Source organism: Porphyromonas pogonae (assembly GCF_036320655.1).
GTDB classification, from domain to species: Bacteria; Bacteroidota; Bacteroidia; order Bacteroidales; family Porphyromonadaceae; genus Porphyromonas; species Porphyromonas pogonae.
On record NZ_CP143258.1, the window covers coordinates 1,638,885 to 1,653,650 of the forward strand.

Consider the following 14,766-nt stretch of genomic DNA (forward strand, 5'->3'; position numbering starts at 1 on the left):
TGAAAGAACAATAATTCTTTCTTCCGAGCTCTATTGAGAAATAGAGCAAAAGGTTATTTATACGATTGCTCGATTGAATATTTGTTTTATCGCTTGCGTCCAAAGAGCCTGAGTATGCCGTATTCGTTCGGGCATTTTTTTTGGCAGTTCGCCTATTGCTGCAAGGTTGGAGCGAAAAATACGACCGCACAAAAGATATTGCTTTGGCAATACGATTGTATCAAAGCACAGAGAAAAAGCCCTGCGGTGGAGATTTTCCGCTCCATTTGCAGGGCTTGACCTTGCGAGCAATCAAGGCAACTGCCATACCTTTGCCCGACCGATTACGGCTTCAGGAGATTTGTGTGAGGTTGTTTGCAGAGAATAAGCGTTGGATTTATCCGTTCGTCTGACCGATTATTGGCAAGTTATTGCTCTCAATGAGCAGCACAATCGTGCCTGTGAGTTCGGTGCAAAGGCGGTCGTATTGTCCGCTTGCGACAAATTCGTCCGTCAAACCGAACTTGTCGAATGTGGCTTGAACAGCCTTGTTCGACAACAAAATGGGTGCGAGTCTTTCAGGAAGCGGTGCAGGCAGTTCCCTTTCAAACTCGTTTTCCAACACGGATACAAGCGTATCATACTTGGAAAAATGCAAACCCTGATACAAGACCTCGCTTGCCACGCTCTCCGCTTCGGGATGCGTGAAGCCCTGTGCCACTGCATCGCAGTAGGCGGTGAGAGCCATGTCTGCCCGTGCGGTAATAAACTCTGTGTCTTGCAGTCTTTCAGGGTGATGCTCATCAATGTAACTTCTTAGCTTCAACTGAAAGTAGGAAAACTCCTGTTTGTTGTTCTGTTTCATAATCGTCTGGTCTTTAATCGTGAATAATAAATGTTTGGCAATTACTTCCTTTTTATGCTTGTTGCTCCACTGCATTCTGCCTTGCGATTGACTCGCAGTAGCCTTCAAAGGCAGAATGTTCCCTGTCTGTGAGTGCGGTCATATCCTCCTGTATCTTGTGGTCGGTTATCTTTCCGTAGATTTGTGTCGTGCCGATATTGCTGTGTCCGAGCATCTTGCTGAGCGTTTCCATCGAAATACCATTGGAAAGGCAAATCGTGGTCGAGAACGTGTGGCGAGCCATGTGAAAGGTCAAGCCCTTCTCTATTCGGCATATCTGTCCGATGTTTACGCACGCAAAGGATGCTTTCCTTATCGTAAAATTGGGGAATATCAAGTCGTCTGCTTTCTTGTCCTTGATATAGAGCAAAAGGATTTGCTTGGCAATGGGCAGGAGTGGGATGATGGCTTCCACGTCTGTTTTCTGCCTTTTGATGCGGATTTCCTCTGTGCCGTCTGCATTGTGGATGATGTGCTTCGGCTTAAGTCGTTGCATGTCCACACGGGCTAGTCCTGTAAAGGCGCAGAAAAGGAATAGTTGTCTTGCTCGCTCAAACTGTCTGTCAATGATGGGTGTTTGCAGTACCCGCTGCAGTTCTTCCGTTGTGAGATAACGCCTTGTGCGGTGTGGAAGTTCTGCCTTGTAATCCGCAAACGGATCGATGCGGATATATTTCTTCTGCTGACCGATGCCGATGAGCTTTCTTAGGAAGATGACCACAATCTGAATGGTGGCAAGGGAGAGGTTGCGCTCACTTTTTAGGTAGAAGTCCATCCCCTCGATAAAGCCGTAGTCCAACTGTGGGTAGCGAATATCCTCCAGCCCCAAGCGTTCACGCATATAAGCCTCTATGAGTTGTGTGGCATAGATGTAGTTGGCAAAGGTAGGTTTGGCAACCGTTATTCCCACACAAGGACGCTTTTCCTCTATGAAAAGTCGTGCTTCCTCCAAAAGAAAACCTTTGGGCTTGTCTTCTTCCATGAGTTCACGCTTCAGCAGCTCGGCAGTGATATAGCCACGCTGCCAAACCAATTCTTGGTATTTGCCTTTGGCTTGCTCTTCTTTGGCTTGGAGATAGCGGTTAATTTCCTTTGTTTCTTCGTCCGTTCCTTTGCACCGCCCCTTGCGACTGTCCCAAAGTTCTGGAGCGGTTTCCTTTCCTGTGCTATACTGTACTTGTTCTCCGTCTATGGTGATGCGTCCCATAATCGGGCATTTGCCGTTCTTTTTCTCTTTGGAGCGATTGATATAAAAGAGTGTCTTGAATGTACTGCGTGCCATAAGTTCAAAGTTTTAAGGTGAATGTATCTTGTATTCGCTGCTGTATCACCTGCATATCCCGATGGATTCTCTCGGAGGAAACCGCTGCATATACCTGTGTTGTTCTCAGATTGGTGTGTCCGAGCATACGGCTCACCGTTTCGATTGGCACACCTGCCGAAAGTGTGATAAGCGAAGCAAAGGTGTGCCTTGCCATGTGAAAGGTCAGCGGACTTTCCATACCGATGTTTCGCTGTATGTGGTGCATGCCATTGAGGATAATGTCGGTGGTCGGTACGTCAAAGACAAAGCCTGCACGCTTTCCCCTGTACCGCTCCATTATCGCCCAAGCAGGAGGAAGTACTTGTACACGGTACGGGGTCTTGGTTTTCATGCGTCTGCCCTTGATGCAGAGTTCGCCTTCTTCCAAGACGATGTTTTCCTCCCGAAGATTACGGACATCGGAGATTGCCAGTCCTGAAAAGCAGGAGAAGACGAACAAATCACGGACAACGCGGTAGTTCTCCCATTCAATCTCCAAGTCGATGATGCGTTGGAGTTCGTCTTGTGTGATGCTTCTCGGTTCACCCTTTGGTCGCTCGTAACTATAGCCCAAGAACGGATAGAAGTCGAGCACGCCTTTCTTCACCGCCATGCGGACGATGGTCTGCAAGGTGGACAAAGCACTTGATATGCTGCTGCGTTTCAGTCTGCGGTCGATGGTGAGATAATACTCGAAGCCTTCGATAAAGGCTTTGTCCAACTGTGAAAAGGGTATGTCGCTCACCTTGTGTTTCTTCTGTACATACTCACGGAGCAGGGAAAACTGGTAGGTACGGAGTTTGAAGGTCTTTAAGGCTCGGTCGATACCTATGCGTTCCTTTGTCTGTGTGAGATAATCCCCGAAACCCTCCAAGAGCAAGGCTTGGCAGTGGATTTGCCCCTGATAGGAGTCCCTCACGTCTGTGGCGGTAAAGCATTCTTCCCTTTCACTGAGCTCGTGAAAGCGTGCGTGGATGAGTGCCGTGCATTCACCGAGTTTCTGATTGATGGACACTGCCATGTTGCTCTTGCCGATGAGCCGTTGCTTACGGCTGTCCCAAAGAGCGAGCGGAGTCTTGCACTTGGTGGAGAAACCCGAATGGGTTCTGCCTACTGAGATGCGCCCGATGACAGGCACAAGTCCTTTCTTGTCGGTTCGTTTCGCCTGAACGAAGAACGATACTTTCAGTTTGTTTTCCTTCATTTTCTTCTGTCGTTTTTTTCCTAAGTTACCTTTGCTTGCAAAGGTACAGATGAACAAGTCTTTTTGAGCGATGCAGAAAAATGAAAGATGAGGAATAAAAACCTATGATACAGTTGTTTACATTCAATTCGTAACCCCTTTTTGCTTTTTCCTCGATGGGTTACGATTTGGTAACAAGCCTATGTTTTTGAATTACTCCTCTCTGAATCAACTTGTTAAAGCGCAATAGATTCAGGATAGGTAACAGATAAGTAACGAGATAACTTCATCAATTTACTCCACTTAGAGCAGGTTGATTAGCTTGTGACAAAGATAAAAGAATATTTCTGTTCATTTGCAAATTCTTGTCAAAATACTACATGACCTTGTATTTTCTCGACTGGTAAATAATTAATAAACTATTGTCGATGTGAGAAACAAAAAGGGTATATTCAGATATTTTTAATACCCTCTTTGTAAATGCTGTTATCTCAATCCTTTAAACATTTGGTCAATACACTTCTTTTTTTGTTCCATATTAGGATGAACGTATAGATTCAGCGTTGTACTGATATTCGAATGTCCTAGAATTACGCTAACAGTTTTATAGTCACAATTACTCTCTATACACCTTGTTGCAAAGCTATGACGCAATCCATGAAATTTCAGTTCTGGCATATCCAACTCTTTCATCAATCGTTTGTAGTAATTTCTGTAAGTACGTGGTTCGGTAGGTTTCATGTCATTAGTTAAAACGTAAAAGGAGTTGTTCACTATTTTTTTTATCGGTTTTAGCATTTTTAAAAGATCTCGGCTCATTGGAATATCTCGAATAGAGTTCTTGGTTTTAGGACTATCGAGGATAAGTTCTGTATGCCTGTCAGAATCATCGATAATATAGATCCGCTGTATCGTTTTTCGAATGTGAATAACCCCCATATCCGTATCAATTTCGTTCCATGTCAAAGCACAAATTTCGCCAATACGTATTCCAGCACTCAAACAAATATAAATTCCTAAGTTTTTGAATGTAAAATGCTCTTGTACATAATTCATAATCTTTCTTTGGTTGCTTTTACTAAGCACCTCAATCCCATTATTTTCTCTTTCTGTTGGAAACTGGATATCAAATTGCTGATACTCGAAGACTTTATTCTTCATGCCGAACTTTAGGATCATTTTCAGTACAATCAAGATATCCTTAATCGTTTTTTGACTTAATCCCTCATCTAACTTAGCAAATACAAACTCCTGAACATCTGCTTCATGCACTTCATGCTTATGTCCAAAAGTTGGCAATAAATGATTCTCAATTAGAAGCATATAAGCCGAATAACTGGATTTTTTTACATAATGCTTTTTGTCTTCTTTCCATAGGTTGATAACTGTACTAATTTTTGTTTTTTCTGCCATATTAATCTGATTTTTATTATTAATCACAATAATATACACAAAAGGATTTGAGTATAAAATAAGATTAATGTTCCAAATTTGAGATTCCCTGAGTTTGAGGGGGAGTGGAAAAAAAAGAAGTTAGGAGATATAGCCAATATTACTGGAGGAGGTACTCCGAATACAGACATAGAAGAATATTGGAATGGAGAAATACATTGGTTTACACCTTCTGAAATAAAATCAGCATATGTTGATAAAAGCGTAAGAACAATAACGGAATTAGGATTAGTTAAATCTTCTGCTAAACTTCTTCCTGCTGGTGCCATTCTTCTTACGACAAGAGCAACTATTGGAGAAGTTGCTATTGCACAAAAAGAATGTTGTACTAATCAAGGATTTCAATCACTAGTAGTAAATGACGGCATAAATAATATATTTATTGCAAATTGGATCAAACAGAATAAAAATGAATTAACAAAAAGAGCTAAAGGCTCAACTTTTGCTGAAATAAGCAAATCTGAGGTCGAAAAAATACCGCTCGTTATTCCTAATACCGATGAGCAAAACAAAATTGCTAAATTTCTGACTTTACTTGATGAACGCATTGCGACCCAAAACAAAATAATAGAGCAATATAAATCTCTAATTAAAGGAATTTATACCTACCTTTTAGGAAAGTCTGATAAATACAGAAAATTAGGGGAATTTTGTCAAATAAAAAAAGGAGAGCAGATAAACAGGACTGAATTATTGGATGATGATAAATATTATGTAATGAATGGTGGAATTACTCCTTCGGGCTTTCATCATTCATATAATACTAAGGCGAATACAATATCTATCAGTGAAGGAGGTAATTCTTGTGGATATGTACAGTATAATGATGTCCCTTTTTGGAGCGGGGGACATTGTTATACATTAGAAGATATTGACAAAGATATAGATGGAAGGTATCTTTTTCACTATCTGAAAGCTAGTGAACCTCAGATAATGGCATTGCGCATCGGTAGCGGACTTCCTAATATACAAAAGAAAGATTTATCTCATTTCTGCATTCTTATGCCATCATTGTTGAATCAAAAAGAAATTTCAGATACGCTCGACAAAATAATGTTAAAGATAGAATTAGAGAAATCCGCAATCTTAGTGTATCAGAAACAAAAAATCTATCTATTACAGAACCTCTTTATATAAGCATATTTTTTAGTAAATACTGTTTCTGCAAGGAATAGGCATCTAACAAAATTTGCTCTAAATCAATCTTTTTTTCCACTTGCCAGAGTATTCGGGCTATTTTATTCTGCTCCTTGATAGATGGGCAGTAGATCAATTCGTTACCATAGTCTTTGAAATAGATGTGAGGTATGCCGGAACCTACTTTGTATTTATCAAAATTAAAATAGCTTAAAAGATAGTAGATGTATTTGAGCGAAAAACCACTCTTGGCTGTCAAATAATTGAGAGTGCCTATTGCTGAATATTTTCCCGTAACATATTGCACTCTTCCTACGCTGGCCCCATCTTTAATAATCAAAATAGAATTTTCATCCACCGCGTATTGAGACGAATATGCTATAATACCTGTTGCTCCATATACTGGATGCAGCCCATTTATCCCCTCAAATTCACTTTCTGTTAGTGTTGAAGAATTGCAAGCAACACAATCCTTTAATCTGGTATTAGCTTGTTTCCCGTTTAATACAAAGTGAGTTAGTCCTTTAATTAGAGATTATATTTCACTCTTGAGTACGATAAGCGAGAAGCTATTTAACAGACAATTACGATTTGAAAAACTGGATGGAGACATATCTTCTGATTGGAGAATTCAGAAATTGGGTGATTTTATGACCATTCCAGACAAAATTCTGACACCTAAAATTGATAAGAACAAATTGCTCACAGTCAAATTACATTTAAAAGGGATAATGAAGAATGATAGTACAGAGTCATTATCTACCCAGGGGACTGTTTATTATGTCCGTCGGAAAGGACAATTTATTTATGGTAAACAAAATCTATTTAATGGGGCATTTGGGATAATCCCAGATGAATACGACGGCTTCCTTTCATCAAATGATGTCCCAACATTCAATATAAACTGCGATAAGATAAACCCTTTTTATTTGCTATACTATATTGGACGCAAGAACTATTATGTGCCTTTAGAAAGTTTGGCGATAGGCTCTGGAAGCAAGCGCATACATGAATCTACAGTCCTGAATTTGGAAATAGTTATTCCAACATTGGAAGAACAATCAATTATCGTATCTGCAATTTGTTCTATAGACAAGAAGATAGAGATCGAAACATTTGTTTTGAAAGGGCTTAATTCCCAGAAACAATATCTACTCTCCAATCTCCTTGTGTAGTTTTATATGAAAAGCTGAGACAATAGGTATTGCTTTTGTGCAATCAACAAATTGTAATGATGAGATTCTAAAACAATCTTCTCATCCAATACGGAGAATAGGTTTGAAAATATATTCTGCATCTCAACTTCAGGAACATATATTGGCATAGACTCTACTTCAGAAATGTAATGACGTTTATGGTCGTTTGATGTAAGATCAAGAAAAGAGAGGTATTCAAAAATATATTTGAGATTTACGTTGGACTTCGAAGTCAATATTTTTATCGCTGACGACTTAACCTTAAATGGAAAATTAACATACTTCAAATCCATAGTGAAGTCATCAAATATTATGCAATCTCCTTTATCATAAATACCATAGTTCTCAGAGGTATAACCTAATACAAAAGCTTTATTGGCTGTTAATACTGGGATTAAGGATACATCGTTTTGGTAATCTACATTTTCCACTATATACTTAGTTGGTTGCTCATAATCAAGAATATATTTTATTCGTTTTGCTTTATGATTAGACTTGTCAATTTGCGTAAATAGAGTATGTCTTATCGTACTCTTTAACAATTTCAAATCCTCTATTATTTTGTTTTGGGTCTCGATTCGCTCATCAATTAAGGAGAGGAATTTACCTATTTTTTCTTGCTCTTTAAGCTTTGGAACACTGATAATAAAGCTTTCTATATCTTTTGTACTAACATTAGCCTGATTACCAGTCCCTCCTGCAGAAGATTGGAAAAATTGTTCAAGAAAACAGCTTGTCTTTATTAAATATGAAAGAAAATATGAGTCATACTTTGCTCTAATTAAAGCACAACGTTGATTTAATAATAAATTATCTTCACTTTTGAATAAATGTGAATAGCCATAGTCTCGTTTGTTGTTAGTTCCCGTTAAAGTTATTGCAATGTCATTTTTCTTTAGTAAAAATGAGCATTGCCTATTATCAATTATATCAATAAATGATGGTGTCCTGTCTAAATTTAATTGATTTTGATATAAATTCCCCATTTTGACTATTTGATATTTTCTTCTTTCAGAAGATAGTGTTTTTGCATCAAAAGCAAACCCACCCTTAATAGTCGCAATATCACCAAACAACAAGGATTTCCACTCTTCTGTAAACTGAGGGAATCTCAAATTTGGAACATTGCCCTTTTTTTTATTTTCTTCTTTCATTGTTGACATTTATTTTCTTAATCTGTAGCATTAAGGATTTCAGAAAAGCAAAAAAATTAAGGAACTAATCCCAATTCTTTGAGATAAACTTCGATTTCTTTATCAAGTTCTGCACGTTTAGCTTCAAGGTCTTTGATATCAGCCATTACAGCATGAATATCAACTGGTTCTTCTTCCACAAAGGTACTCACATACCGAGAGATATTTAAATTATAACCATTCTCCTCAATCTCATCTAATGAAACTCTTCGAGAGTAGCGATCCTCCTCTTTCCTGAATTGGTAGGTTTCAATTATTTTCTGAATATCATTAGGTTTTCCATCTTCACCTTCTCGTAAACGATTCTGTCTTTTCTCCTTCTCAAAATGCTCACTGGCGTTAATGAAAAGGACATCTTCAAACTTTTTGCACTTTTTCAATACCAAAATACAAACTGGAATACCTGTTGAAAAAAACAAATTAGAAGGTAAACCGATAACAGTATCTATGTTATTATCTTTCAGTAATTTTGTACGAATACGTTCTTCAGCTCCACTGCGGAACAAAACTCCATGTGGCAATATTATCGCCATTGTACCCTCTCCTGAGAGAAAATGAAAACCGTGTAATAAAAATGCAAAGTCAGCTGCAGATTTTGGTGCAATGCCATAACTTTTAAATCGAAAATCTTCTGCCAATGTATCATTAGGCTCCCATTTTAAGCTAAATGGAGGATTAGCAACAATTGCATCAAATTCCATTTTCTTTGCGGGGTTCATCTCATTCAGAATATCCCAGTCATTTAATAACGTGTCTCCATGATGAATTTCAAACTCAGTATCTTTAAGTCCATGTAGGAGCATATTCATTCGAGCAAGATTATATGTCGTGATATTTTTCTCTTGTCCATATATTTTGCCTATGCTTCCATTACTGTCGCCCATCTGTCTGCGAACGTTCAGTAATAAAGAACCTGATCCACAGGCAAAGTCTAACACCTTATCTAATTTATTCTTTTCGCCTAATGCCGGATTTTGGCTATCCAAAATGACAATTTTAGATAAAATAGTAGATAACTGTTGAGGCGTATAAAATTCTCCTGCTTTTTTTCCTGAACCAGCAGCAAATTGTCCAATAAGATATTCATATGCGTCACCTAAAATATCTGTATTGGTAGAAAACTTAGCTATTCCTTCAGCTATTTTCTGGATAATGACACAAAGCTTTTTATTTCTTTCAGAAGGTATTTTGCCTAGCTTTTCTGAGTTCAAATTGATTTCTGAAAATAAACCTTGAAAAGCACTTTCAAATGATTCATTTTCAATATATCTAAAACCATTTTCAAGCGTCTCTAACAACTCTCCATTTTGAGTCCGAGCCATTTCCGCAATATTACTCCATAAAAATTCTGGTTTTATAACATAATGGACTTTCCGACGCATCTGTTTTTCAAAATCCAGTATGTCTGCGTCATTATTTTTATACCATATTCCTAAAGCAGTGTGTTTATCCTCTTCATTTACTTGTGGATAATCTCTACCCAATTCTTTCTTGGCTGCTTCTTCGTAGTTGTCAGACAAGTATCGGAGAAATAGGAATGACAACATATAATCACGGAAATCATCCGCATTCATAGCTCCCCGCAGTTGATCTGCTATATCCCAAAGGGTTTTACCCAATTGCTTTTGATCTTGTAATGTCATAATAGACTAGATTGTTTTGTTTCTTCAACAAGTATTTCAGGAAGATAAAATTCATATTTTTCGAGAAATGCTTGTAGTATGTTTTTAAAAAGTTCTTTGTTGTCTGTACCCATTTCTATTGGTTCGTAAATGGAATATTTTCCATGACTTAACAAGTTTAATGAACGTGCATACAGAGTTTCATCATCTACTCCATGAATACATTTCGAAAAGTCATCATAACCAAAGAATGTAGATGTTTTTTCCATAATACTGCGTAACATATTGAAATGATAAGTATTGATCTTATCTGAATCAACCGCATCTTTCAACTCGCTTAACAGTGCAACATGGTGGAAGAATGGAGCATCATCCGTTGCTCGCAAGGTATGTCCATCAGCTCCATTTTTATGCAGAAAATAACGTTTACATCTATTTTTCTTTAACTCATTACACATCACGTTAAAAAAGAGGTTGTGATGAGAAGAAATAACTGTTTTAACTTTGTTAATTCCACTTCTTACTAACTTTGACAAATCACTTGCTACAGCAATTGCATTGTTATCATCTAATGAAGAAATTGGATCATCAATATAAATATATTTAACCCAATTATAAGATTCTTGCCCATCGATAGTCAATTCGCAAATAGCAAGAAAAACACACCATATAAATATATTCTCTTCACCACGAGAAATTTTTATATTATTCTGAACGATATACTCAGGTACTTCTGAATTCGATTTATGTATGGGATTTTTAATTACTTTGCTAAAAGAGACCTCCCATTTTTCATAGTCAATTTTGAAATCAAATTCAGCATATCTCTCCAAATAAGCAAATATTTTCTCTTCCAGTGCTAACTCTCTAAATCCGCTAAAAAAGTTTGATCTTGCATTTATTTTGAGAACACGATTTGTATCGTTTTCCAAATCATTATCCCATGAAAAAAGGTCTTCCGTGAAAGCGTTAAAATATAGTGTATCAGACTGTCCTTTCTTTTTCACTTTCCCTTTTTCTTTGAAGTCCATAGATAGTCGAGTTTTACCAGTTCCATTGTAAGCATAAAGTAATACAAAATCTGAATTATTTAAGTCATCTCGTAACCTTGTAACAAGATTAGGAAGTGTTTTGTATTCATATATTTTACAGGATTGGTTCATTTGTCTTTCTTATTCGTATGCTGCTAACCCAGATATTTCACGTCCCTGAGCTTGTTTTTTCAAATGAGGAACTAAGTCTATCATCAATGCGAGTTCTTTTGTACGACGTTCTTTCCAACTTAAATCTAAAGGTTCCAATAAATCAGTCAGTTTCTCTCCGTCAAAAATCATCCGACGCATAATTTTATCTATAAAATCTTTTAAGATTGATGGCGGCAACCCGTGCCTATTTGCAATCTCTGCTATCTCCTTCTCATTTTTTTCTATTTTGAAAGTGTCGTAACCTTCACGTAATGAATTTACATCTTGTCCTCTATTCCAATCTAAACTATTGATATATTCCGTCAAATCTTCCTGCTCATCCATCAGATTAGAATTAGAGCTAAGCAAACTAATAATTTGACCTTTAGTCAGTTTTTGCTTAGTTGGTTTCTTTTGGGTACTATCAGCAATTAATTCCATGATATAATCATAGTCAATCACAGCGGATGCAAAAAGTACGAACTCAAAGTCAAGTTGTTGCACTTCGACAGGAGCTTGATCCCCTTGTTTTTGCTGTATTTCCCTAAACTGTTTAGCCGTTTCTATATATGAGCTTCTGAATGATCGAAGGTTTTCCTCTGGTAATATTGATTCAATTACAGTTTTTTGGTCTTCATCCAAATCTGTATATTGATCAAGTTGAGTTTTTAAACGTTGAACTTCCTTGAAGTTCTTAACAAAAGCTATTCGGGCTGCATCCCCTTTTAGATTATATACCGCTTGCGGTTCACAGACTAAATTATTTTGCGCCATAAAATCACCCAAAGCACCCACAGCTTCTTTGTATTTTGCAATTACTACCGGTGCAGGATCTACTAGCCAAATTTTCTTAGCCTCTTCATCTGATTTTTCTCCGGAAAATAATGCAATGGCTTCATTTACGGATGTTTCTTGATGTCGAAAATCTAAAATGTTTCCATACGGCTTAGTATCGTTGAGCACACGATTAGTTCTCGAAAAAGCCTGTATCAGTCCATGATATTTTAGATTCTTATCTACATAAAGTGTATTTAGATATTTAGAATCAAATCCAGTGAGTAACATATCTACCACAATTACAATATCAATCTTATTTTTATGATGATAATCCGAATTGCTATATTTATGATCTTTTATACGCTTTTGTATATCTTGATAATACAAATCAAATTCATAAATACTATGATTGGTACCATATTGCTTGTTATAATCTTTAATTATACTTTTTAAAGCTGCTTTTTTTTCATCAGGATTCTGCTTATTGTCTTCTTTTTCTTGTTCCAAATCTTCCTGAATTTGCTGAATGTCTTTATTGCCTTCTGCAGGAGGAGAGAAAACACAAGCCACATTTAGTGAAATGAAATCTTTGTCTGTTTTTTGTTTTTGTTTCTGAATCTCTTTAAAGAGATTGTAGTATTCTATCGCATTATTGATAGAGGCTGTTGCTAAGACAGCATTAAAACGCTTAGAGTTAGTTGCAGCATTATGTTTTTCTATAATAGTTTCCACAATAGCTTGTTGGGTAATTGTTTCTCCAACTTTAGGTTTTATATTACCTTGCCCTTCAAAATAATCTATATGAAAACGAAGTACATTTCTGTCATCTATCGCATTGGTAATCGTATAGGCATGAAGTTCCTTTTCAAAAATATCTTTGGTTGTTTTGTTGGAGGCATATTCTCCTTCCCTTATACTTTGAGTTGAATTTTCATCAAAAATAGGAGTTCCTGTGAAACCAAAGAGTTGAGCATTGGGAAAGAATTCTTTAATCGCCTTATGATTTTCACCAAATTGCGAACGATGACATTCATCAAAAATGAAAACAATTCGTTTTTTACTTAGCGGTTCTAGTCGCTCTTTGTAATTCCTTTTGTTATTTCCATCTAAGGCTAATCCTAATTTCTGAATGGTAGTCACAATTACCTTGTCCGCATAATCAGTAGATAATAAGCGCCTTACTAAAGTCTCCGTATTCGTATTTTCTTCAACACTTCCCTCTTGAAACTTATTGAATTCTTCGCGCGTTTGTCTATCCAAGTCTTTACGATCCACGACAAAAAGACATTTTTCTACATCTGGATTGTCTTTCAACAATGTTGAGGCTTTAAAAGAGGTAAGTGTTTTTCCACTTCCTGTTGTATGCCAGATATAGCCATTGCCTCGATTCTGATGAATACAGTTTACAATAGCTTTTACGGCATAAATTTGATACGGACGCATTACCAATAGCTTCTGTTCACTTTCCACCAAAACCATATATTTACTAATCATTTCACCCAATGTACATTTGGGTAAAAACTTTTCAGCAAAAGAATCTAAATGAGTAATCTTTTTATTCTGCTCATCAGCAAATTGATAAACAGGCAAGAACTGTTCATCAGCGTTAAAACTAAAATGCTGATTCTTGTTGTTAGAGAAATAATACGTATTACTTCTGTTACTAACAATAAATAATTGCATAAAGCAAAGCAATGTATTATTGTAACCATTTCCCTGATCATTTTTATAATCAACGATTTGTTGCATCGCTTTGCGAGGAGAAATCTCAAGAGTTTTCAATTCAATCTGAACCACTGGGATACCATTGATAAGAATAATTACATCATATCTCTGATTGCTATTTCCTGTATTTATTCTCAATTGATTAATAACCTCATATTCATTTTTGCACCAGTCTTTTATATTTACCAATGTATAATGAAGAGGTGTCCCATCTTCACGCTGAAAATAGTTCCTGTCTCGCAATAATTTTGAAGCTGCAAATACATCAGGAGTTATAATTTCCGCTTTTAAGCGCTCAAATTCACTCTCTGTCAATCTCACTCTATTCAGAGTCTCAAATTTCTCTCGGAAATTACTCTCAAGAGAATTCTTATCACGAATATCATTGCGATATGTATATTTTAGTTCTTGTAACTTTTTTATAAACAATTCTTCTATTTGTGCTTCCCTTATCATAGATGCTAATATTCCTAAAATGAATTAATTTGGAATTCCAAAGTTAGCGAATAATCCTAAATAATCAGTAAAAACAAGTTTTCATATTGAAATCAATAAACTTCCAGGTTATTGACTTCGATTTATTACCTTGTCAACTCAATTCCTTTCTTATAATACTCATTCATTAGGAGTGCATAATCATTCTGCTGCTTCATACAAAACAGTGTCAGAATAAATACCAATAAGCCGAGTATGGCAATCACAATAGACGATTTCCGAAGTTTGAATAATTTAAAATTCAAGAAGGACTTTTTATCATTTGACTTCATTGTAGGCTGTTCTGCGGGTTCTTTCAGTATTGCTGACATATAAGACAGAACTTTATATACTCCTTCCGTATCCTTTTCTAACTGCGCAATATCTTTATGAATAACTTTGAAATGCGAATCGCAGTGTGTTCCCAGTCCTTGTATATACTTTTCTAATTTTGAAACTATCTCGTCTTTTTCTTTCTGAAAATCAGGCTTAATGATTGCCTGCTCATCTCTTAAATTTGATGATTTCTGCATTTCGGAAAGTTTTTCCAACTTCTGATCTACCTCTGAAAGTTTTTCCCAAAGAGCATCGTTCGATACTGACTGTGCCATGTTTTCTCTATTTTAAGTTGTTAATA

The 14,766-nt window shown here is 36.6% G+C and carries 12 protein-coding genes; 2 read left to right on the top strand and 10 right to left on the bottom strand.

Translation table 11 applies throughout. The features are described from left to right. Positions 1 to 376: 376 nt before the first annotated feature. From VYJ22_RS06330 to VYJ22_RS06345, 4 genes are all read right to left on the bottom strand, one after another. Entirely contained in the window at positions 377 to 844 is a 468-nt protein-coding gene (locus tag VYJ22_RS06330) for a DUF1896 domain-containing protein (RefSeq protein ID WP_329903070.1), read from the bottom strand. A 52-nt stretch (positions 845 to 896) separates the two neighbouring features. Beyond that, positions 897 to 2,165 (bottom strand): site-specific integrase, encoded by a 1,269-nt coding sequence (locus VYJ22_RS06335; RefSeq protein WP_329903071.1) that lies wholly within the window; start codon positions 2,163 to 2,165, stop codon positions 897 to 899. A gap of 4 nt (positions 2,166 to 2,169) precedes the next feature. Then, on the bottom strand, positions 2,170 to 3,390 hold the full coding sequence (locus tag VYJ22_RS06340) for a site-specific integrase (protein WP_329903072.1): 1,221 nt from the start codon (positions 3,388 to 3,390) through the stop codon (positions 2,170 to 2,172). 465 nt (positions 3,391 to 3,855) lie between these two features. Then, a complete protein-coding gene (locus VYJ22_RS06345; RefSeq protein ID WP_291109771.1) occupies positions 3,856 to 4,782 on the bottom strand; it encodes a tyrosine-type recombinase/integrase in 927 nt (308 codons plus the stop codon). Positions 4,783 to 4,860: 78 nt separating this feature from the next. Here VYJ22_RS06345 and VYJ22_RS06350 point away from each other — a divergent pair, with 78 nt between their 5' ends. Continuing rightward, on the top strand, positions 4,861 to 5,958 hold the full coding sequence (locus VYJ22_RS06350) for a restriction endonuclease subunit S (RefSeq protein ID WP_329903074.1): 1,098 nt from the start codon (positions 4,861 to 4,863) through the stop codon (positions 5,956 to 5,958). Here VYJ22_RS06350 and VYJ22_RS06355 read toward each other — a convergent pair. Beyond that, the gene (locus VYJ22_RS06355) at positions 5,951 to 6,487 is read right to left on the bottom strand and encodes a restriction endonuclease subunit S (protein ID WP_329905586.1); all 537 of its coding nucleotides are present in this window, start codon (positions 6,485 to 6,487) and stop codon (positions 5,951 to 5,953) included. The two genes, VYJ22_RS06350 and VYJ22_RS06355, sit on opposite strands and share 8 nt — an antisense overlap. 19 nt (positions 6,488 to 6,506) lie before the next feature. On the opposite strand from VYJ22_RS06355, the gene VYJ22_RS06360 reads away from it, so the two are divergent. Then, entirely contained in the window at positions 6,507 to 7,133 is a 627-nt protein-coding gene (locus VYJ22_RS06360) for a restriction endonuclease subunit S (protein WP_329903075.1), read from the top strand. 2 nt (positions 7,134 to 7,135) lie between these two features. On the opposite strand, the gene VYJ22_RS06365 is transcribed toward VYJ22_RS06360, so the two are convergent. From VYJ22_RS06365 to VYJ22_RS06385, 5 genes are all read right to left on the bottom strand, one after another. Continuing rightward, the gene (locus VYJ22_RS06365; RefSeq protein ID WP_329903076.1) at positions 7,136 to 8,308 is read right to left on the bottom strand and encodes a restriction endonuclease subunit S; all 1,173 of its coding nucleotides are present in this window, start codon (positions 8,306 to 8,308) and stop codon (positions 7,136 to 7,138) included. 56 nt (positions 8,309 to 8,364) lie between these two features. Next, entirely contained in the window at positions 8,365 to 9,990 is a 1,626-nt protein-coding gene (locus tag VYJ22_RS06370; RefSeq protein ID WP_329903077.1) for a type I restriction-modification system subunit M, read from the bottom strand. Beyond that, a complete protein-coding gene (locus VYJ22_RS06375) occupies positions 9,987 to 11,132 on the bottom strand; it encodes an AAA family ATPase (protein ID WP_329903078.1) in 1,146 nt (381 codons plus the stop codon). Before VYJ22_RS06375 ends, VYJ22_RS06370 begins: the two co-directional genes overlap by 4 nt. 9 nt (positions 11,133 to 11,141) lie before the next feature. After that, positions 11,142 to 14,111 carry a type I restriction endonuclease subunit R gene (locus VYJ22_RS06380; protein WP_329903079.1) on the bottom strand — a complete coding sequence of 990 codons (2,970 nt, stop codon included), beginning with the start codon at positions 14,109 to 14,111 and terminating at the stop codon, positions 11,142 to 11,144. Between the two features lie 125 nt (positions 14,112 to 14,236). Beyond that, positions 14,237 to 14,740 (bottom strand): hypothetical protein, encoded by a 504-nt coding sequence (locus tag VYJ22_RS06385; RefSeq protein ID WP_329903080.1) that lies wholly within the window; start codon positions 14,738 to 14,740, stop codon positions 14,237 to 14,239. Positions 14,741 to 14,766: the final 26 nt, after the last annotated feature.